At 46.9% G+C, this 20,985-nt stretch carries 21 protein-coding genes; 12 read left to right on the top strand and 9 right to left on the bottom strand.

Annotated elements, in window-relative coordinates; genetic code table 11:
- The first annotated feature begins 1 nt into the window (after nucleotide 1).
- Together MHM95_RS07850 and mrcB are read left to right on the top strand one after the other, a co-directional pair.
- On the top strand, nucleotides 2–1,231 hold the full coding sequence (locus MHM95_RS07850) for an ammonium transporter (RefSeq protein ID WP_022944589.1): 1,230 nt from the start codon (nucleotides 2–4) through the stop codon (nucleotides 1,229–1,231).
- A 287-nt stretch (nucleotides 1,232–1,518) separates the two neighbouring features.
- Entirely contained in the window at nucleotides 1,519–3,729 is a 2,211-nt protein-coding gene (mrcB, locus tag MHM95_RS07845) for a penicillin-binding protein 1B (RefSeq protein ID WP_239384977.1), read from the top strand.
- Nucleotides 3,730–3,815: 86 nt separating this feature from the next.
- Here the strand turns inward: mrcB and hemL are convergent, their stop codons facing one another.
- From hemL to MHM95_RS07825, 4 genes are all read right to left on the bottom strand, one after another.
- Entirely contained in the window at nucleotides 3,816–5,096 is a 1,281-nt protein-coding gene (gene hemL, locus MHM95_RS07840) for a glutamate-1-semialdehyde 2,1-aminomutase (RefSeq protein ID WP_239384976.1), read from the bottom strand.
- 142 nt (nucleotides 5,097–5,238) lie between these two features.
- The gene (locus MHM95_RS07835; protein WP_053910567.1) at nucleotides 5,239–6,255 is read right to left on the bottom strand and encodes an aspartate carbamoyltransferase; all 1,017 of its coding nucleotides are present in this window, start codon (nucleotides 6,253–6,255) and stop codon (nucleotides 5,239–5,241) included.
- Between the two features lie 126 nt (nucleotides 6,256–6,381).
- Nucleotides 6,382–6,816 (bottom strand): CopD family protein, encoded by a 435-nt coding sequence (locus MHM95_RS07830; protein WP_022944584.1) that lies wholly within the window; start codon nucleotides 6,814–6,816, stop codon nucleotides 6,382–6,384.
- 12 nt (nucleotides 6,817–6,828) lie between these two features.
- Nucleotides 6,829–8,511, bottom strand: a complete 1,683-nt coding sequence (locus MHM95_RS07825; protein ID WP_022944583.1) for a chloride channel protein — start codon at nucleotides 8,509–8,511, stop codon at nucleotides 6,829–6,831.
- Between the two features lie 217 nt (nucleotides 8,512–8,728).
- Here MHM95_RS07825 and erpA point away from each other — a divergent pair, with 217 nt between their 5' ends.
- Nucleotides 8,729–9,067: an iron-sulfur cluster insertion protein ErpA gene (gene erpA, locus MHM95_RS07820; protein WP_022944582.1), complete on the top strand. Its 339-nt coding sequence runs from the start codon at nucleotides 8,729–8,731 to the stop codon at nucleotides 9,065–9,067.
- Between the two features lie 63 nt (nucleotides 9,068–9,130).
- On the opposite strand, the gene MHM95_RS07815 is transcribed toward erpA, so the two are convergent.
- The gene (locus MHM95_RS07815; RefSeq protein ID WP_081604397.1) at nucleotides 9,131–9,313 is read right to left on the bottom strand and encodes a hypothetical protein; all 183 of its coding nucleotides are present in this window, start codon (nucleotides 9,311–9,313) and stop codon (nucleotides 9,131–9,133) included.
- A gap of 303 nt (nucleotides 9,314–9,616) precedes the next feature.
- Here MHM95_RS07815 and MHM95_RS07810 point away from each other — a divergent pair, with 303 nt between their 5' ends.
- Nucleotides 9,617–9,859 carry a helix-turn-helix transcriptional regulator gene (locus tag MHM95_RS07810; RefSeq protein WP_022944581.1) on the top strand — a complete coding sequence of 81 codons (243 nt, stop codon included), beginning with the start codon at nucleotides 9,617–9,619 and terminating at the stop codon, nucleotides 9,857–9,859.
- A 57-nt stretch (nucleotides 9,860–9,916) separates the two neighbouring features.
- On the opposite strand, the gene MHM95_RS07805 is transcribed toward MHM95_RS07810, so the two are convergent.
- The 4 genes from MHM95_RS07805 to MHM95_RS07790 all read right to left on the bottom strand — a co-directional run bounded on the left by MHM95_RS07805 (nucleotide 9,917) and on the right by MHM95_RS07790 (nucleotide 13,726).
- Entirely contained in the window at nucleotides 9,917–11,323 is a 1,407-nt protein-coding gene (locus MHM95_RS07805; RefSeq protein WP_239384975.1) for an MFS transporter, read from the bottom strand.
- Nucleotides 11,324–11,385: 62 nt separating this feature from the next.
- Nucleotides 11,386–12,021: a peptidylprolyl isomerase gene (locus MHM95_RS07800; protein ID WP_239384974.1), complete on the bottom strand. Its 636-nt coding sequence runs from the start codon at nucleotides 12,019–12,021 to the stop codon at nucleotides 11,386–11,388.
- Entirely contained in the window at nucleotides 12,018–12,593 is a 576-nt protein-coding gene (locus MHM95_RS07795; protein WP_022944578.1) for a YajG family lipoprotein, read from the bottom strand. The genes MHM95_RS07800 and MHM95_RS07795 overlap by 4 nt, the downstream gene beginning before the upstream one ends.
- 8 nt (nucleotides 12,594–12,601) lie before the next feature.
- Nucleotides 12,602–13,726, bottom strand: coding sequence for a methyltransferase (locus MHM95_RS07790; RefSeq protein WP_239384973.1), 1,125 nt, complete (start codon nucleotides 13,724–13,726; stop codon nucleotides 12,602–12,604).
- 59 nt (nucleotides 13,727–13,785) lie between these two features.
- On the opposite strand from MHM95_RS07790, the gene MHM95_RS07785 reads away from it, so the two are divergent.
- The 8 genes from MHM95_RS07785 (at nucleotide 13,786) to nqrE (ending at nucleotide 20,977) form a co-directional block, all read left to right on the top strand.
- On the top strand, nucleotides 13,786–14,397 hold the full coding sequence (locus MHM95_RS07785) for an alpha-ketoglutarate-dependent dioxygenase AlkB (RefSeq protein ID WP_239384972.1): 612 nt from the start codon (nucleotides 13,786–13,788) through the stop codon (nucleotides 14,395–14,397).
- 35 nt (nucleotides 14,398–14,432) lie between these two features.
- Entirely contained in the window at nucleotides 14,433–14,744 is a 312-nt protein-coding gene (locus MHM95_RS07780; protein ID WP_239384971.1) for a BolA family protein, read from the top strand.
- An 80-nt stretch (nucleotides 14,745–14,824) separates the two neighbouring features.
- Nucleotides 14,825–16,015: an enoyl-ACP reductase FabV gene (gene fabV / locus MHM95_RS07775; RefSeq protein WP_045980501.1), complete on the top strand. Its 1,191-nt coding sequence runs from the start codon at nucleotides 14,825–14,827 to the stop codon at nucleotides 16,013–16,015.
- Between the two features lie 409 nt (nucleotides 16,016–16,424).
- Complete coding sequence (locus tag MHM95_RS07770; RefSeq protein WP_239384970.1) at nucleotides 16,425–17,768, top strand: Na(+)-translocating NADH-quinone reductase subunit A; 1,344 nt, start codon at nucleotides 16,425–16,427, stop codon at nucleotides 17,766–17,768.
- A gap of 1 nt (nucleotide 17,769) precedes the next feature.
- Nucleotides 17,770–18,972 (top strand): NADH:ubiquinone reductase (Na(+)-transporting) subunit B, encoded by a 1,203-nt coding sequence (locus MHM95_RS07765; protein WP_022944572.1) that lies wholly within the window; start codon nucleotides 17,770–17,772, stop codon nucleotides 18,970–18,972.
- Nucleotides 18,962–19,729, top strand: coding sequence for a Na(+)-translocating NADH-quinone reductase subunit C (locus MHM95_RS07760; RefSeq protein ID WP_022944571.1), 768 nt, complete (start codon nucleotides 18,962–18,964; stop codon nucleotides 19,727–19,729). The genes MHM95_RS07765 and MHM95_RS07760 overlap by 11 nt, the downstream gene beginning before the upstream one ends.
- Complete coding sequence (locus MHM95_RS07755) at nucleotides 19,729–20,358, top strand: NADH:ubiquinone reductase (Na(+)-transporting) subunit D (protein WP_022944570.1); 630 nt, start codon at nucleotides 19,729–19,731, stop codon at nucleotides 20,356–20,358. The genes MHM95_RS07760 and MHM95_RS07755 overlap by 1 nt, the downstream gene beginning before the upstream one ends.
- A gap of 10 nt (nucleotides 20,359–20,368) precedes the next feature.
- A complete protein-coding gene (gene nqrE, locus MHM95_RS07750) occupies nucleotides 20,369–20,977 on the top strand; it encodes an NADH:ubiquinone reductase (Na(+)-transporting) subunit E (protein ID WP_022944569.1) in 609 nt (202 codons plus the stop codon).
- Nucleotides 20,978–20,985 lie beyond the last annotated feature (8 nt).

Raw genomic sequence — 20,985 nt, 5'->3', positions numbered from 1 at the left:
CATGGAAAATACGGTTGTAGAATTACAGTTTTCACTCAATACCTTTTACTTTTTAATCTCCGGGGTGCTGGTGATGTGGATGGCAGCAGGCTTTGCTATGCTCGAAGCAGGGCTCGTGCGCTCTAAAAACACCACCGAGATTTTAACGAAAAACATCGCTTTGTATGCTATCGCTTGCACCATGTACTTGCTGATTGGGTATAACATCATGTACGTGGATAACGCTGAGGGCGGCTTTATACCTAGCTTTGGAGCCTTGATAGGCACCCAAGCCAGTGATGCCGATCATGCGCTAGAGTCTGACTTTTTCTTCCAAGTTGTCTTTGTTGCCACCGCCATGTCGATTGTCTCTGGCGCTGTCGCAGAGCGTATGAAGCTGTGGGCGTTCTTAATCTTCTGTGTTGCTCTCACTGGCGTGCTATACCCACTTGAAGGCTACTGGACATGGGGTGGAGGCTTTTTATCGGAAATGGGCTTTATTGATTTTGCCGGCTCAGGCATTGTGCACGGCGCGGGTGCATCAGCAGCGTTGGCCGGTGTGTTACTGCTCGGTGCGCGCCGAGGTAAATACGGTAAAAATGGTGAAATTTACCCCATTCCTGGTTCTAACTTGCCACTGGCAACACTGGGCACCTTTATTTTGTGGATGGGCTGGTTTGGTTTCAATGGCGGTTCCCAGTTATTTATTAGCGATGCTGAGAATGCCACCGCAGTGGGTAAAATCATGCTCAACACCAATGCTGCCGCAGCAGCCGGTGCCGTGGCTTCCTTACTTGTGTGTAAAACTTATTGGGGTAAAGCCGATTTAACGATGGTATTAAATGGTGCTCTTGCTGGACTAGTGGTGATCACCGCCGAGCCGGCGTCACCTTCACCCTTGTTGGCTATTTTGCTTGGCGCGATAGGGGGCATTGCCGTTGTCTTTAGCATTGTCGCTTTGGATAAGGCGCGTATTGATGACCCAGTGGGTGCTATCTCGGTGCATGGGGTGTGCGGTGCTATTGGCTTAATGTTAGTGCCCTTGTCTAATGCTGACGCCAGCTATGCTACGCAGTTAATTGGTTTATTGTGTATCTTTGGCTTCATGTTCGTAGCGTCATTTATTGTTTGGGCGATTTTGAAGAAAACCATCGGCATCCGTGTCGGCGAGGAAGAAGAGCTCAACGGTATGGACCAACATGATTGCGGTATTGATGCTTATCCAGAGTTCGTGTCTGTACGTTCCAGTTAAGCTCACCCGTTCCCATAGAACGCCAGCCCCTATGCTGGCGTTTTTTATGCTTATTTGCTGCTGCATAAGTCAGTCACAGTTAAGTTTTACCACGCTAGAGTTCACTCGCACCCTGCTTGGCATGCTCGTGGGCGGTTAATTTCAATCACGAGTGTGCTAAGCTTCCCAACAATTTCACCCTAGCTAGCATTTGCACATACATGGCGTCGAAAAAATCTCCCAGCAAAAAGAAGTCCAATTCCAAAAAAGCAGCCTCTAAGCAGCCATCATCAACCTTTAAGCGGGTTATGAAACGGTTATTTTCCATTGCCTGGAAGCTGGCTTTAGTCACATTCATTAGTGTGGCTTTGTACATGATTTATCTTGATGCCAAGGTAACCAGGCAGTTTGAGGGCAATAAGTGGCAGTTACCTGCGCAGGTGTACGCGCGGGCAATGAACTTTTATCCTGGGCAATACCTATCTCTTGAGGAGGTAGAGTGGGAGCTGCAACGCCTAAACTACACGCAAGTGACTAAGCTTGCTCATACAGGGCAATACGAACAAAGTCGAACTCGATTACGCATTTATCGTCGTGCTTTTGAGTTTGCCGATGGTGCAGAGCAAGCACATATTATTGAGCTGCGTTTCAAAGGTGACCGCTTAGCTAGCGTACAAAATAATATTGGCCAGCGCTTAGAGCGTGCGCGACTGGAGCCGGTGCAAATTGCTCGTATCGGCAATGACAAAACCCAAGACCGAGAATTTTTGCCCCTAGATAAGTTCCCACCATTATTAAAAGAGACCTTGCTGGTGGTGGAGGATCAGGACTTTTATCAGCATCACGGTGTCTCGCTTTGGTCAATTATGCGCGCTTTGTATGCCAATATTCGAGCTGGGCGCACGGTACAAGGCGGCAGTACGTTAACACAGCAGCTTGCGAAGAACTTTTATTTATCGCGAGAGCGCACTTTAGTTCGCAAGATCAACGAGGCGTTGATCGCGCTGATCTTGGATTACCGCTATTCCAAAGATGCCATACTCGAGGCCTACCTTAATGAGGTTTACCTAGGTCAGTCATACACTAAAGGCGTGCATGGTATGGGGTTGGCATCGGAGTTTTACTTTTCCAAGCCCGTTGATGAGCTGGAGTTTGACCAAATTGCGTTACTGGTCGCCTTGGTGAAGGGGCCGTCGTACTATAATCCGCGACGCTATGAAGAGCGCGCCATGGAACGACGCGACCTAGTACTGCGGTTAATGGCCGAAAATGGTTTGCTAACAACCAACGAATATCGTCGGGCCCTAAAACGGCCTCTGGATATCGTCGCGATGCGTCGTGATATCAATAAAACCTACCCAGGCTATTTAGAGCTGGTTAATCGTGAGCTCAAAGAGTTACTTCCCAATAAAGCCACATTGGATGCTGGAGTGCGGGTATTTACGTACCTTGATTTACAAAAGCAAGAAGCGATGGAAGCGTCAATTGAAAAGTCGCTCCCCTATTTAGAACGACGTCCGAAAACACAGCAGCTGGAAGCGGCGATGCTGTCAGTTAATCGTGAAGTAGGGGGCGTATCTGCTTTGGTTGCTGGACGCGATGTCCGTTATTCCGGTTTTAACCGGGTACTGGATACTAAGCGGAATATCGGCTCTTTGGTGAAACCTGCGGTGTATTTAACAGCCTTGCAGTTACCACAATATAACTTAGGGACTTTGTTGGATGACAGACCACTGGAGGTGACTGACGAGCAGGGTGAGGTTTGGCAACCTGACAACTTCGACCATCAACACCGAGGGATGTTGCCTTTATACCGTGCCTTTAGCCAAAGTATTAATATTCCAGCGGTCAATTTGGGGTTAGACGTGGGTGTCGACAAGGTTGCCAATACTTTACAGGGGTTGGGTGTGCAGTCGCGTATCAATCAATATCCATCGCTGCTGTTGGGTGCATTGGAGCTATCGAGCTTTGAAGTGGCGCAAATGTACACCACATTGGCGAATGATGGCGCTTATGGCCAGCTAAGCAGTATTTCGGCATTGACTGATAACAGTGGCCGGGTGCTGTATCGCCATCAGTTTTCCCCGCAGCAACGTTTTGCTAAAGATGCGATGTACATGACCAAATATGGTATGAAACGGGTGACTAAAGATGGCACGGGTAAGCGTTTAAATAAACACTTCCCAACGATTCAATTGGCTGGCAAAACAGGCACCAGTAACAACTTACGTGATAGCTGGTACGCTGGGTTTGACCAAAGTACCGTCACTGTGGCTTGGGTGGGCCGAGATGACAACCAAAGTACCGGATTAACCGGTTCGGTGGGGGCATTGGAACTCTATATTCGTTATCTGCGTCAGCTCAACCCTCAATCTATCGCCGATACTCGCCCCAAAGGTATTCGTTGGGCTTTCGTTAACGAGGCCACCGGTGAGCAAGCGCCTCCTGGTTGTGGCAAGGTTATCCAGCTACCAGTGCGCGAGCGCGAGTTTAATCCACGCCCTCCGTGTCGGCAGTAACAGCCGTTAATCGATATGCATTAAAAAGCCGCCTCAAGGGCGGCTTTTTGTCAGCTAATGAACCATGGGTTTATGGCTTTACCGCCTTATAGCTTTGCAAATGCACGCTCAGCGGCGGCAATCGTTGCTTCTATTTGCTCATCGCCATGAGCGGCGCATACAAACCCAGCCTCAAACGCTGATGGAGCGAGGTACACCCCCTCTTCTAGCATTAGGTGGAAAAAGCGCTTAAAACGCTCAAGGTCACATTCGGTAGCTTGCTGGTAGCTGCTTACCTGCTCGGCGTCGGTAAAGAAAAAGCCAAACATACCGCCTGCATAGTTAGTTGTTAGGGCGATCCCTGCTTTGTCAGCGGCCGCTTGGAAACCGCTACACAGCGCCTTACTCTTCGCTTCCAGCTGCTCATGTAAACCTGGCTCGCTGAGCAGCTGCAAGGCTTTTAAGCCAGCAGCCATGGCGATGGGGTTCCCAGAGAGAGTACCGGCTTGATAAACAGGCCCAACTGGCGCGATATAGTCCATAATTGCTTGTTTACCGCCAAAAGCGCCCACCGGCATGCCGCCGCCGATCACTTTACCTAAACAGGTCAGGTCAGGGGTAATATTGTAATAAGCTTGAGCACCGCCTAGTGCAACGCGAAAGCCGGTCATTACTTCATCGAAGATCAGTACGCTGCCGTGTTCATCGCAAATTTCACGCAGGCCCTCTAAAAAGCCAGGTTGCGGTGGAATGCAATTCATATTGCCAGCCACCGGCTCGATAATAATACAGGCGATGTCTTGTAGATACTCGGCAAAAATAGCCTTCACTTCGTCAAGGTTATTGAACGACACAGTGAGGGTGTGTTTGGCAAAATCTTCTGGGATCCCTGGCGAGTTTGGCACACCCATGGTTAATGCCCCAGAGCCTGCTTTAACCAGCAAAGAGTCAGCGTGGCCGTGATAGCAGCCTTCAAACTTTAGAATCTTATCGCGACCGGTGTAACCACGCGCCAAGCGAATCGCGCTCATGGTGGCTTCTGTACCAGAGTTAACCATGCGAACCGAATCAATAGAAGGTACTAATTCTTTTACCTTCTCAGCCATATCAATTTCGGCTTCGGTAGGTGCGCCATAGCTCAAGCCGCGCTCTACCGCTTGATGTACTGCTTGTTTAATTTCAGGGTGGTTGTGGCCTAAAATCATCGGTCCCCAAGAGCCCACATAGTCGATGTATTTTTTGCCATCGGCATCATAGGTGTATGCACCTTCGGCATGAGTGATAAACAATGGCGTACCACCTACACCATTGAAAGCACGTACGGGAGAATTAACGCCACCGGGAATAGAGGCTTGGGCGCGGGAATATAAGTCTTGGCTTTTGCTCATAATGCTTCCTATAAATTCGGGTCAGTTGACCTTTTAAGTGTGTAGCAGCTCATTTGGCATGTTTACGAATCTGAGCCTGTGTAAGTTTAACTGCGTATCCAGACGGGGCAGGGCCCCTTAGCGATATGCATACACGTCGGTTTTAGTCTTCACGTTTACGGCTGAACCACGGTACTGTGGTTTCATACTTTTCTACTTGGTTCTCGACCCCAAGGGTTAATGCAAACAGCGCCATACGAATTAACACACCATTTTGAACTTGGCGGAAAATCGCTAAATTATCATTGGCATTTAAATCATTATCTAATTCATTGGCATCGCTGCGACTATCACGTGGCAACGGGTGCATCAGCACTGAACTGGGCTTGCAATGGGCGTTGTAGATGGACTGGGAAATACGAAAACCACCACGGTATTTATTGGCTTCTTCTTGGCTTGGAAAGCGCTCTTCTTGAATGCGAGTTTGGTAGACGATATCAGCGGCCAGATTACCTTCCATCTTATCGGCAAGGACAATGTGGTGGCCGGCATCGCTGACGCTGTCTAGAATGGTTTGTGGCATTTGCAAGCCATCCGGGGCAACCATGGTAAAGCGCACGTCTTTATAATGACATAGCAACTTGGATAACGAATGCACGGTACGACCATATTTTAGGTCGCCGACTAGAGCGATATGCATGCCATCAATTTTTTGGCCAAAGCGGTTTAACTCGCGGTCGATGGTTAACAAGTCGAGTAGTGCTTGAGTGGGATGCTCGTTGGGGCCATCACCGCCATTAAGTACAGGGACGCTACAGCCGGTGGCAAACTCAGCCACGGAGCCGGCATCGGGGTGGCGCATAGCGACAGCATCGGCATAAGCAGAAATGACGCGTGCGGTATCGTAGAGGGATTCCCCTTTGGCCAAAGCGGAGCTTTGCATGCCTGTTGTCTCGCGCACTAATCCGCCTAGCAAGTTAAAGGCGGTGCCAAAGCTGACCCGTGTACGGGTGCTAGGCTCAAAAAATAGATTCGCAAGAATCGCCCCTTCGAGCACTTTTGTGCGTTTTTGTTTTTTGGCATAAGGTTCCATCCGTTTAGCCACTGCAAATATATGCTCGATACTTTCTCTATCAAGTTGATTTACAGACAGAATGTTTTCACCTAAGAAGCGTAGCATGGAGGTCTTCCCAAACAATAAAGTGAGACAGTATGAGGGTACGTTGGGGCTAACACCGCCATCGAGTGTAAGCCGCAAGTACGCCACCGCGTTTGGAGGCGCACTATAGCAGATTTTTTCTAATTTTTAGAGTGCCGGCTTTAATACTGCCAAAAAGATGATGGCCAGCAGTACTAACACGGGAAGTTCATTGAAAATACGATAAAACCGATCACTACGGGTGTTTTTGTCGTGTTTAAAATCACTTAATAGTTTAAAACAGTAGCCATGATAGGCGTACAAAATAAGCACTAAAGTGAGTTTGTAGTGCAGCCACATGCTAGCGCGAAACCACTCGCGGCCATACTCGACGATCATCAGTACCCCAAACACCGCAGTTAAAATCGCAAACGGGGTAACGAACAGGAGTAACCGGCGCTCCATAACTTTTAGCATAGAGCTGCATGATTTCTCTTCGTTGAGCGCGTGATAAACAAACAAGCGTGGTAAATAAAAAATACCAGCGAACCAGGCAACCATGAAAAATAGGTGTAGAGCTTTATATACCAAAATCAGTGACATTGTACTTCCCAGTTAGAGTAAGGCATTACGAATAGTGAGAATGTGGCGGATTTGATCCCAGCGCATAATTCCCAGGATTTCTTTGTGATCGTGCATATCATACACATACACGGCGCCGCTGCGCTTGTCTTTGAGCACATCGAAGGCATCCGATAGGGTGGCCTGTGAGCTCACCCCTTCGAGCGTAACGTAGCGGATATTGATATTTTCCTCAGACATTAAATTAAGATCATATTCCGCGAGCCGGTAGCCATTTTCTTCATCATAAACAATCAGTGGCGTTTGTCCGTCGAGATTATCCAAAGACTCTTTGATTTGCTCTTTGTCCTCGGCGTATAGCAGCTTAAAGTCCTCATTCATCTCTGCCATGATACCGACTTTTTGCAGTGCCTCCGTGGCTGGAGATACTTGGTATGTCAGCCCCTGAAAGTCGAGTTGCTGTAGGAAAATAGAGCGGTTGCCAAACACTTGTAAGGCGGTGACGTAAGCGGTCACAATCACTAACATTGCTGGAACTATAATTTGCGGACTGGAAGTGAGCTCCATCACCGCTGTCAGCGATGCCAGTGGCGCATGCAGAGTCGCGGCGAGTAATCCGGCCATGCCTAATACGCCATAAGTGCCAGCAACGTCGGTGCCCGGGGCAACAAGGTGGGCGAAAAATGACATTAAGGTGCCCATAATAACTCCCAAACCAATAACCGGGCCAATCAGGCCGCCAGGTATACCTAAGCCGATGGCAAACAATGTCGCCAGTAGTTTAGCGATTAATATGGTCAGCAGCAGTTGTACATTATCCGGTGAATGAGTAGCGATAGTAATGGCGCTCATTCCCGAGCCCATTGCTTGCGGCACCAAGTAACCGATGCCACCGGCAATAATACCGGCAATAATCAATCGTGGCAGCATTGATAAGGGTTTAAAGGTGCGAATAATGAGCATCAGATTTTTGTTAAAGGCATAGGCGATGGCGCCTAAGGTCATGCCGCAAATGACTAAGTAGGGATAATGCCAAAAGCTCAGTGGAGTAACGCTGATGAGCGCTAACTCTATGTCATCACCAAAAACGAACTGAGTGGCTAAAGCCCCGGTAACGGCGGCGAGCATAATAGGAACAAAGATATGCACTTTGTATTCACGTAGGACCACTTCCATAACGAAAATTACCGCTGCCAAAGGGGTGTTAAAGGAGGCAGCAATCCCTGCGGCTACGCCACAACCGCTGAGTGTCCGCATGGCGTTATAGGGCAGGTGGAGCTGGTTAGCAAGCATGCTTGCGCCTGTTGCGCCCATATGAACGGAGGGGCCTTCACGACCTACCGAAAAACCACTAATCAATGCTAGAGCACCGCCAAAGAACTGGTTTACTGTGTTATAAAAAGGCATTTGTCCGTAGTGCATTTTCATACGGTGAATAACAAAGGGAATACCAAGGCGGTAGTGCTTAAAGCCAGTAAGGTAGGCAAACAGTGCGATAATACAGGCTGCGCCAACAGGCAGTAAAAACCGTTCTAATGCCGATAAGGTGGTAAAGTCATCAAAATTATCTAGAAAGATGTTTTGTACTAACACAATAGTCAAACGAAATAGAATAATTAATCCCGCTGCAATCAAACCTGCGGCAATACCGAGAAGGCAAAGCTGGATTGAGGTTTTAGGGCGAGCAAGGCGTCGTCTTAGCGCCTCTAGTTGCATACCTATTCCTTTGTTCTTAATGACTATGGAGTGCGCTTAAGTCTACCAAAGGTTTATATATAAATCCTTGTTTAACGTCACACTTTGTCAGAGCAATGGTTGCAGGCTGCACTGGTGTCGCACTTAAGTCATGTTATGATGCTTTCGCGCGGCAATACTTGATTAACTTAGTCGGGTATTAGATAATTCGCAGTAAATGAGCAGTGAGAGAAATAGTATGTCCGAGCAATTACCAATTAAATTCAGTGATGCCGCTGCTGCGCGTGTAAAGCAGCTTATTGAAGAGGAAGAGAATCCTTCATTGATGCTGCGCGTTTATGTCACTGGTGGCGGCTGTTCAGGTTTTCAGTATGGCTTCACGTTTGCGGAGCAGGCCAATCCAGGCGACATGCAGATAGAAAAAAATGGTGTTACCTTAGTGGTCGACCCAATGAGTATTCAATACCTAGTTGACGGTGAAGTCGATTATACCGAAGGGCTTGAGGGGTCACGCTTTTTTGTGAATAACCCGAATGCCACTACAACCTGTGGCTGTGGTGCTAGCTTTAGCGTGTAAGCATTAGGTTGAATCAGAAATCGAAAAAAATGCCGCATTCGCGGCATTTTTTGTGGTTGAACGTTATTCTAGTGGAGTATTGGTAACAAATAGCATCAAGGTGAAGAAACCTAAAACTAAGGTGGAGAAAGCAACAATATACACAAACCCTTTACGACCTTGTTTTAGCGGTATTCGGTTGTAATGGAGAAAAAGCCACCACAATAAACACAAAAGAATTGGCAAGATAAAGAGCAATCTGAGCATTTTTTCCCCTAAATTCCCTATTTTCCTTCATATTAGCTTATAAGTACCTAACGCTAAAGGTAAAAATAAACTATCGATTTTATGAGTGAAATTAATTAATATCTTGTTAAACTCTAGTGCGTGATTCATTGCGAAAATTGCAGTGAAAATTCTCGCGCCGGAATTAGGTAAATTTTTGTATATAAACTATACCTAAAATAGGACATGTGGTTTAATACCGCGTGAATGAGACGGGCAAATTTCATTCAATCCTATTTATCAACCGTGATATGTATAGCAATTCATCTAGTAGGAGATGTAATTATGATGGGTAAAACCGTTTCTTCCGAAGAAAACGGAAGACTAACAAAGTGGCTAAAAGACAAACGCCATGAAAAAGGCCACACTATGCGCAGCTTGGCTCAAGTTTTGGGCACGCCGCACTCTTTTATCGGTAAAATAGAAAACCAAGAACGTCGTTTAGATGTTATTGAGTTCATGCGTTATTGCGACGCCCTTGAAGTTGACCCTTATGAAGGTCTATCACTACTTCAAGAACAAGCGTAATACCGATAAACCAGAGCCCAGGAAGGGCTCTAGGTTCTTCTTCCTATACCCTACCAATTATTCTTTAACCTTCGCTGAACGTGCATGATACTGTTGTTCAAGCTGGTATAACCGTTTTCTGATTAGATATAAAAATAGTAGTGATGGCAGCACCATAAGTGCAGTCAGTATAAAGAACGTGGACCAGTCGCCGTGAAGCCAATCATCAACCACCACACCACTGTATCCAGAGAGCAAAGTGCGCCCCAGGTTGCCCAATGAAGCCAGCAGCGCGTAGTGCGTAGCGCTGAAAGCGCGATCGCACAGCATGGAAATAAACGCAACCATAGCAACCAGTGACCAAGCTTGAGTAAAACCGTCTAAAATGATGGCTAACGCATATAAATGTAGCTTAGGGCCAGCAACGGCTATCCAAGAAAACATTAAATTCGATGCGGCCATTGCCACGCCACTGATAAATAGCCCTTTTACAATACCAAAGCGGGCATTGAATAAACTCCCTAGGAACGCGAAAATAATCGTTAGTACCGCTGTACCGAGTTTCGAAAAGGTGGCAATATCGGAATTGCTAAAGCCCACTTCTTTGTAGAAAACGATGGACATTCGCGCTAAAAATGCCTCACCAATTTTGAATAAGAAAATAAACGCTAGCAGAGCAATAGCGGTTTTCACGCCATTTTTAGCAAAAAAGCTGCGTAGCGGCTCGATGATGGTGACTCCTAACCAAGCCAAGGTTTTTTTCAATACTAACGGAAGAGCGTTAGAATGTTGTTGTAACTTTTGCTGATACTGATGTTCCAACTGTTCATGAACATGCTCACGGTTTGACAGTGGTTCGTTAGCAACAAACACATAGGCAATGAGAGCGGCGACTATCAGCGCCAATGCGAGGTAGACATCTGGCCATTCAATGCCGGGGATATCAGCGGCGAAAAAAGGCATGGCACCGAGTAGAGCATAACCTGTCCACCAACCACAGGTTGCCATTGCCGCCGCCGCCGACATCTTTTCACTTTCATTTTCATCCAAAATATCAATACGATAAGCATCAATTGCAATATCTTGAGTGGCAGAAGCAGTGGCAATTACCAGGGCAAGCAGCGCCACTAGATACAGCTGTGCGCCTATATCAACAAAAGCCATAGCCAGCGTGCCCAGTAATATCACGCACTGACAGCAAAGCAACCAACTTCGGCGTTGCCCAAGCCAGGCAGTCACATAAGGAATTTTTACCCGATCAACCAAAGGTGACCACAGGAAGTTAATAGAGTAGGCACTAAACACCATGCCAAATAAGCCAATCATACTGCGGCTTAAGCCCTCATCTTTAAGCCACGCACTCATCACCGAGCCGATCAACACCCAAGGAAAGCCGCTGCTGATGCCAAAAATAAAAATAGTGAGTAAGCGGCGATCACGAAAGTAATTGAAAAAAGTCTGAAGTGATACGGGGTTATGGCTCATGATGACGGCTTACTTGAGATTTTGGGAGGATACGGGCGGTGACGACCGCCCATAGCTGAAAACTAATAAGGTTGCGCTTCGAGTACTTTAATATTGAAAATGATAACCGGTTGTTTAGGAACGTAGGAATAGCCTATTTTCTCTTGGTAGTCGGTCTCGACACGCATGATTTTATCTAAAGTTTCAAACCCCTCTACGACGGAGCCAAACACCGCAAAACCCCAATCACTGCCTGGATTTAGGTGGTCATTATTATCCATGTTGAAGAAAAACTGACGCGTTGCAGAATGCGGCTTGCGGTCTTGGTAAGCCATGGCAATGGTATACATATCGTTTTCCAGGCCGCTGCCGCTTTCATTAAAAATAGGGTCATTCTCATGCAGACCGTCATAATTCTTGTCGTAGCCACCCCCTTGGATGACAAAGTCGCGGTCGTTTTCTTCGTCGCGTTCAACCCGATGAAACACCGATCCTTTATAACTGCCGTCTTGTACGTATGTTAGGAAATTATTGACCGTAATTGGTGCTCGTGAGCGGTCTAGCTCAACAACAACCTTTCCTTCACTGGTGGCGAATTCTACTCGTGGGAAGAGGTTGTCCTTTTGCACAAATTGACCTTGTACAGCCGCGAGTGTGGGCAAGCTGATAAAGAAAGTAAGGAATACGGCGGTAAGTGTGCCAAGAAAACGAGTGTTCATGATGCTCCCTTTTGCATGTAATTGTTCAGTTCAGGGTCGTTCATTATACGAATTACCAGTTGCTCAATCTGCTTATTAAGCTGCGCTTCTACTTTGGCTTGATCATAACCAAATGGGCCGCTGAACTGGCTTTGGCCATTATACATTTTATTGAATTGACTACCATTACGCTGCACGAACACCTGTAGGGCAATCTTCGCAGTACTGTTATGATCGACGGTGTTTTGTTCAACATGAGCGTGTAAATCATGAATAGCAATACGGATATGGGTGGCTCCCATGGCGCTGACCTGAGCCCCATTGCGTTGTAAACCTTGCTCAAACACCCGCGTGAGTTTGCTATTAAGCCCTTGAGTGAGCTGCTGTTGTGAATGCTCGCCATCGCTCACTATCACAGTGGCTTTATTAGCACGCTGGTCATTCACTTGCAGTGATACTGTTTGATTAAATTGATGATATTGACCGCCTTGGTATTGTGGGTCAAGAATAGCCTCGGCTGCGCGGTTAGCGCACCCGCTCACAGTAACCAGTGCGGCGCTCAAGAGAAAAAGACGAATAACTGTGTTGCTCATGATCCTACCTATTTTTTTGCACTTAACACGACGAACTTTTTATTCGAACCCAGCAGCTTATGACCACCGAATAAACGGTTAAGTTTCTCATGGTATTGTAAATGTCGGTTGCCTACGATACGAAGCTCGCCGCCGGGGCGCAATACTTTTTTCGCGTCATTAAACATTTGCCAAGCAATATGGTCGGTAATCGCGTTTTGTTGATGAAACGGCGGGTTACATAAGATCAGGTCTTGGCTGGCAGCGGCAAACCCTGTTAAACAATCTGACTGCACAAATTGGCAACGGTGCAAATCATGTTCGTGGTTTTGTTCAACATTAAGTCGTGCTGAGGCCACTGCCATGCATGATTCATCAACGAAAGTGAGGTGTGCTTGTGGGCATTGAGCCAAAGTAAGCAGACCAATGACGCCATTGCCACAACCCAAATCTACAATGCGCAGTGCTTTTTTGGACTGCGGTAGGTAGTTGCTGAAAAAGCGAGCGCCAATATCCAATGAATCGCGAGAAAATACATTAGCGTGATTATGCAGGGTGTAAGGAGTGCCTTCGAGCGACCAACTCTTAGGAAAAGGGCTTTGTTGCGCTTTATTGTGCATAGAGGCGGTGATAAGCCGCGCTTTTTTCACCGCCAAGGTGGTGCTTGCTGGGCCTATGTAGCGCGATACGAGATTGATTGTTGAGGTATGAACAGCTTTAGTTTTGCCCCCTAAGATCACCAGCGTGTTTGGGCTTAATGTCTGTGATAACTGGGCCAGTTGATGTTGCAGGTAGCCACTGTTTTTAGGAATTCTGCCGATGACTAAATCATAGTCGTCCAGTTTATCCATGCTGCTAAGTGCAGTGAAATTACTTTCATCTAAGGCATTTTGCGCCAAGTTATAATGCCAAGCTTGGTGGGCCACGTACGAGTCACTGAGCGCACTAATATCAAATTGATGCAAAGCGCAGGCGAGGGCACCAAAGTCGTCATTTAATATAAGCAGCTTTTTTGCACTGGGATGATGCTCTTTGACATAATCAATTAAGTACTCGTCGGCGGCATCCCACGCCTGTAGGCTACGGTTTTTTTGCTCCAGAGGAAAGCGGTGTAGGGTGTAGTGGGTGCCACCGAGTAGGGCGGATGTTATCATAACGGTCAATGTGTAACGGATAGTAGCGCTAGTTTACCACGATGGATGGGAATTCGAAGGTGTTTAACACTGATACCGGCAACCTGTTGCCCGATGAGCTACCAGCAGACATGTTTCACTATCAGCTGCAGGCGCTGAGTGCTGATAAGGCCACCCAGCTCTATCATTATTTGCGTGATAATTTGGCTTGGCAACAGCCAAGCATACACGTTTTCGGTAAATGGCATCCTATACCTCGTTTACAGGCCTATATCGGCGATCCCGACAGCGCGTATGAATACTCGAAGCAAGTGTTTTCGCCTATGCCCTGGCCTGAACCTTTGGCGCGCATGCGGGAGCGCCTTAAAAATCAGCTAGGGTGCAAATTTAATGCGGTACTGGTTAATTATTATCGCAACGGTCTCGATAGTATGGGGTGGCATGCTGACGATGAACCTGAGCTTGGAGCGCAGCCGACCATTGCATCGTTATCCTTAGGAGCGCTGCGTAAGTTCAAATTACGCCATAAGCACTCGCGGGTGGTGACAGATGTGCCTTTGCGTCACGGTAGTTTGCTGATCATGAAAGGCCAAAGCCAGCAACACTTCGAGCACAGTCTACCGAAGCAGCGTAAAGTGACCCAAGGGCGCATTAACTTAACGTTTCGCCACATTGACGCTTCTTTGTTATAGTAATGCTCCAGTTTACGCTGACGAGTCAGTAATTTATGTCTATGCAAACTCAGATAGAGCAAAAACTCGCTGCTGCCATTGCGTGCAAGCATTTACATGTGGAAAACGAAAGCCAAATGCACGCCCGAGGTGAAGATTCTCATTTCAAAGTCACTGTGGTCAGTGAGCAATTCAGCGGCCAACGCTTATTACAGCGCCACCGCGCGATTAATGAGGTGTTGGCCGATGAGTTGCGCGAACACATTCATGCCCTTGCGATTCATGCTTACACACCTGAAGAGTTCAGTGAGCGACAGGGGCAAGCTCCGCAGTCTCCTAATTGTTTAGGTGGCTCCAAATTCGATTAAGTAAAGTCATCAGACCTGTGTAATGGGCTTTAGTCGTTACACTAGCGCTAAATTTTTCGGCAACGATATGGAATTTTATCATGGTCATTAAGCCTAAAATTCGTGGTTTTATCTGCACTAACGCTCATCCTGCGGGCTGTGCAGCGCACGTACAACAACAAATAGATTACGTAAAACGCCAAGGTGATTTAGGGCAGGGCCCTAAAAACGTCCTGGTCATTGGCTCGTCAACCGGCTATGGCTTGGCTTCACGTATTGTTTCTGCCTTTGGTCATGGCGCCAAAACATTGGGCGTGTTTTTCGAAAAGCCAGGTACAGAAAAGAAAACAGGTTCTGCGGGATGGTACAACACCGCTGCTTTTCAAAATGCAGCCGATGAAGCGGGCTTGTGGGCAAAAAATATCAATGGTGATGCCTTTTCTGATGAAATCAAAGAAAAGACGATTGATGTTATTAAAAATGAATTAGGCAAAATTGATTTAGTTATCTATTCCCTTGCTTCGCCGCGTCGTACCGATCCAAAAACCGGTGAAACCTTCTCTTCCACACTCAAGCCTATCGGTGAAGGCGTGACCACCAAGAACCTCAATACTTCAAAGCGTATTATTGATGAAGTAAGCGTTGAGGCTGCCAGTGATGAAGAAATTGCCAATACCGTGAAAGTCATGGGTGGTGAAGATTGGCAGCTGTGGATTGATGCTTTAAATGAAGCAGGCGTGCTTGCCGATAACTTTAAAACCACCGCTTACACCTACATTGGTAAAGAGCTGACCTGGCCGATTTACGGTCACGCCACAATAGGCAAAGCCAAAGAAGACTTGGACCGTGCCGTTCAGGAAATTAAAGCATCTACCGCTGATATCTCCGGTGAGGCTTATGTGAGCTCTCTTAATGCAGTGGTCACGCAAGCCAGCTCGGCAATACCGATTATGCCTTTGTATATCTCTGCGCTGTTCAAAGTGATGAAAGAAGATGGCACCTATGAGGGGACTATCGAGCAAATTACCGCGTTGTTTAAAGAGAACCTGTACGGCGAAACGCCGCGCTTTGACGAAGGCGGTCATTTATTCCAGAACTACAAAGAGCTTGAAGACGATGTGCAGCAACGAGTGCAGCATATTTGGGATCAGGTGGATACCGACAGTATTGACGAGCTAACCGATTATGTTGGTTATCATCGTGAGTTTTTACACCTGTTCGGTTTTGATTTAGACGGTGTTGACTACGAAAGTGATGTTAACCCTGAGGTTGAAATCAACAATCTCGTTTAAGTATCGCTGTTTTACATAGAAAGCCAGTCAATAGACTGGCTTTTTTGTGTTTTTACAATCTCAGGCTGTGAAATTAAGACTTTGGTCTATATTGAAGTTTATTCACTAATTTTAGCTCGGATTGCTTAGATAATTTTTACTTTTTAACTCGCATAGTCGCCGTGATTGATGTTAAAATTCGGCAGATATGTGACAAGTTCACTGCGTTGCTTTGCTCACTAACCGAAATGGGTGCTCTTTTATACCGTTTGTATTAATCGTGTGGACGACTTTTGCTTGCACAAGTGCGTAAGTGCGCACCGAGCAATAAGCGAACCGCCTTTTACGCGGCCATCACTCAACTCGGCCAACTTAGCAGCGTGGTTGGTAAGATTTTAAGTTTCTTTCCGTTAATGTAATGCAAGTGCGTATGATCAACATAAAAAAAGGTCTGGATCTACCGATAGAGGGCGCACCTCAGCAAGTTATTCACGACGGTCAACCCGTCAAACGAGTAGCCGTGCTAGGTGAAGAATATATCGGCATGCGTCCTACCATGCGAGTTCGTGTGGATGACCAAGTGAAAAAAGGCCAAGTTCTTTTTGAAGACAAAAAGAATCCTGGCGTTATCTACACTGCACCGGCCGCCGGGGTAGTTAAAGAAATCAATCGTGGTGCAAAACGTGTGCTGCAATCTGTTGTGATCGAAATCGATGGCAACGAGCAGGAAACCTTTGCAAAGTTCGACCAGGGTGAGCTCGCTAACCTTGACCGCCAAAAGGTGGTTGACCAGTTAGTTAACTCAGGTCAATGGACTGCGCTTCGCACCCGCCCATTCAGCAAAGTACCCGCTGTTGATACCAAACCTAGCTCTATCTTTGTAACAGCGATGGACACTAATCCGCTTGCAGCTGATCCAGCTGTAATTATTGCTGAGAATGCGGAAGCATTTGAAGCTGGTTTAGCGGTTGTCTCTCGTCTTACAGAAGGCAAAGTGTTTGTGTGTAAACAAGCCGGTGCTCAAGTGCCTAGCTCTTCTGTGGCTTCTGTAGAAGTTCATGAGTTTGGCGGTAAGCACCCTGCAGGTCTTGTTGGTACTCACATTCATCACCTAGATGCAGTGTCTGCATCGAAGCAGGTATGGCACTTGGGCTACCAAGATGTGATCGCTTACGGTCACCTTTTCCTAAGTGGTGAAATTTACACTCCGCGTGTGATTTCTTTAGCCGGCCCACGTGTTAAGAACCCACGTTTGGTGAAAACACAGATCGGTGCTGCTTTGGATGAGTTAGTGTCTGGTGAACTGGAAGACGGTGACAACCGTATCATTTCAGGCTCAGTACTTTCTGGTACCAATGCAACGGGTCCACATGCGTTCCTTGGCCGTTATCACACGCAAGTGTCGGTGCTGCTAGAGGGTCGTGAGAAAGAGTTGTTCGGCTGGATTGCTCCAGGCAGCAACAAGTTCTCTGTAACGCGTACCTTCTTAGGCCACTTAGCGCCAAGCCGTTTGTTCAACATGACCACATCAACCGGTGGTTCAAAACGTGCGATGGTACCAATCGGTAACTATGAGCGCGTGATGCCGCTTGATATTTTGCCTACCTTATTACTGCGCGATTTAATCTCGCGTGACCTAGATGGGGCAATTTCACTCGGCGCGTTGGAGCTAGACGAAGAAGATTTAGCGTTGTGTACCTTCGTTTGTCCAGGTAAATACGAATACGGTTCTATCCTTCGTGACTGCCTGACAACAATCGAGAAGGAAGGCTAAAATGGGCTTGAAGAAATTTTTAGAAGATATCGAACCGCATTTTGAAGCGGGTGGTAAGCATGAAAAGTGGTACGCACTGTATGAAGCAGTTGCGACTATTTTTTATACCCCTGGCTATGTCAACAAAGGCGGTACTCACGTTCGTGATAACATCGACCTAAAACGTATTATGATTTTAGTGTGGATGGCAACGTTCCCTGCCATGTTCTTTGGCATGTTTAACATTGGCCACCAAGCGGCAGAAGCGTTAGCAAACGGTTTTGCATTGGGTGATTCTTGGCAAGTAGGATTGTTCCAACTGTTAGGCGGTGAGCTCACTGCTGATTCAGGCTGGGGCGCGAAAATGTTCTACGGTGCCTGTTTCTTCCTGCCAATTTATGCCGTTACCTTTGGTGTCGGTGGCTTCTGGGAAGTGCTATTCGCGTCAATACGTAAGCACGAAGTAAACGAAGGTTTCTTCGTTACCTCTGTTCTATTTGCATTGATCCTGCCTGCAACTATTCCTCTTTGGCAAGTTGCCCTAGGTATTACCTTCGGTGTGGTTATCGCCAAAGAGGTATTCGGTGGTACAGGTCGTAACTTCTTGAACCCTGCGCTTGCTGGCCGTGCGTTCCTGTTCTTCGCCTATCCGGCGCAGATTTCAGGTGACACAGTGTGGACCGCCGTTGATGGTTTCTCTGGCGCGACTTACCTAGGCCAAGCGGCAACAGGTGCGCTTGATTATGCCAACATGGAGCTATGGTGGAATGCGTTTTACGGTTTCATTCAAGGTTCTATGGGTGAAACATCAACCCTAGCAATCTTATTAGGTGGTTTGTTCCTAATCTATGTGCGTATCGCTTCTTGGCGTATCGTGCTAGGTACTTTCTTGGGTATGGTCGTCACTGCAACGCTGCTTAACTTTATCGGTTCAGACACCAACACCGCGTTTGCAATGCCTTGGCACTGGCACTTAGTCCTTGGTGGCTTTGCGTTTGGTATGTTCTTTATGGCAACCGACCCGGTATCAGCGTCATTTACCGATAGAGGTAAGTGGGCCTATGGTGCACTGATTGGTTTTATGGTGGTGATGATCCGCGTGGTTAACCCGGCATACCCTGAAGGCATGATGCTCGCTATCTTGTTTGCAAACCTATTTGCACCGCTATTCGACCACTTCGTAGCGCAGTCAAACATCAAGAGGAGATTGGCACGTGTCCAGTAATAACGAATCAATCGGTAAAACGCTCGGTGTAGTTGTTTCGCTATGTTTGGTGTGTGCGGTTATCGTATCGTTCGCATCGGTGCAATTGCGCCCGCTGCAGCAAGAAAATAAATTAAAGGATATTCAAAGCAATATTCTTTCAGCCGCTGGATTTAATGATGTCAAAGACGTGCAAGCTACGTATGACGAAAACATTGAAACCATCGTTGTTGATGTTAATAACGGCCAACAAGTTGAGTTTGACTCTGAGCAAGCTCGCAGCGAGTGGATCAAATCTTACGACTTCGAAAAGAGTAAGTTTGACGCCGATATGAGCATTAAGTTGCCAAAAGAGCAAGACAAAGCGGGCATTCAACGTCGTACTACGGAAGCACCGGTTTACATTAACCGTGCCGATGACGGCTCAGTGAAGTCAATCATTCTACCAATCCAAGGTTATGGCCTTTGGGGTGTTATGTATGGCTTCTTAGCTCTTGAAAGTGATGGCGAAACTGTTAAAAACATCATCTTCTACAAGCACAACGAAACCCCAGGTCTAGGTGGTGAAATCCAAAACCCAGCTTGGACGGCTCAGTGGCAAGGCAAAGAGCTGCCGGTAGACTTAGTGAAAAGCGGTGCTGACAACGAGCACGAAGTAGACGGTCTCTCTGGCGCAACCCTGACCTCAAACGGTGTTGATAACACAGTTGATTATTGGACAGGTGAAAACGGCTTTGGTCCTTTCCTTGCGAAAGTACGTGAAGGAGCGTTGAAATAATGGCTGATACTAAAGAAATGAAGTCGGTTCTATTTGGACCAGTCTTCGCAAATAACCCTATCGCTCTGCAAGTACTCGGTATTTGTTCGGCGCTAGCAGTAACATCAAGCTTGAAAAATGCATTGATCATGTCAATTGCATTGACCCTAGTAACGGGCTTCTCAAGTTTGTTTATCTCTATGATTCGTAACCAGATCCCATCAAGTGTGCGGATCATCGTACAGATGACCATCATTGCCTCACTGGTAATCGTGGTGGACCAGGTACTGCAAGCCTTCTCGTATGCAACAGCGAAAGAACTGTCGGTATTCGTTGGTTTGATTATCACCAACTGTATCGTAATGGGTCGTGCTGAAGCGTACGCGATGAAGTCACCGCCGTTTATGTCTTTCCTAGACGGTATTGGTAATGGCTTAGGCTACTCAGTAGTACTACTGACTGTTGGTTTCATTCGTGAGCTATTCGGTAAAGGGTCGCTGTTCGACGTAGAAATCATCCCATTAGTACAAGACGGTGGCTGGTATCAGCCTATGGGTCTATTGATCCTGCCGCCTAGTGCATTCTTCATCATCGGTCTATTCATTTGGGTGCTACGCACTTATAAGAAAGACCAAGTAGAAGCGAAATAAGGGGCGAGTCGTGGAACAATATCTTAACTTATTTGTTAAAGCGGTTTTCATTGAAAACCTGGCGCTTGCCTTCTTCTTGGGGATGTGTACTTTCCTTGCGGTATCAAAGAAAGTAAAAACCTCAATTGGTCTAGGTGTAGCGGTTATCTTCGTACTGGGTATTGCCGTACCGGTGAATAACTTAGTTTATCACGCGGTATTAGCGCCTGGCGCACTGGAGTGGTTGGGGTTCCCTGACGCTGATTTAAGCTTCTTGCGCTTTTTGACGTTCATCGGTGTTATTGCTGCCCTAGTACAAATCCTAGAAATGGCATTGGATAAGTTCTTCCCACCGCTTTATAACGCGTTGGGCATCTTCCTACCATTGATCACGGTAAACTGTGCGATTTTCGGTGCGGTATCGTTCATGGTAGAGCGTAATTACAACTTCGGTGAGTCAGTGGTCTTCGGCCTTGGTTCTGGTGTAGGTTGGGCGCTGGCAATCACGTTGCTAGCGGGTATTCGCGAGAAGATGAAGTACTCAGACGTTCCTGATGGTTTGCGTGGTTTAGGTATTACCTTTATCACAGTAGGCCTGATGGGTCTGGGCTTTATGTCATTCTCTGGTATTTCACTATAAGGTAGCGA

The sequence above is a fragment of the Pseudoalteromonas sp. CnMc7-15 genome (assembly GCF_022347925.1).
In the GTDB taxonomy this organism is placed as follows: Bacteria; Pseudomonadota; Gammaproteobacteria; order Enterobacterales; family Alteromonadaceae; genus Pseudoalteromonas; species Pseudoalteromonas ruthenica.
Note: the sequence above shows the minus strand (reverse complement) of the source record. Positions and strands in the feature narration are given on the sequence as shown.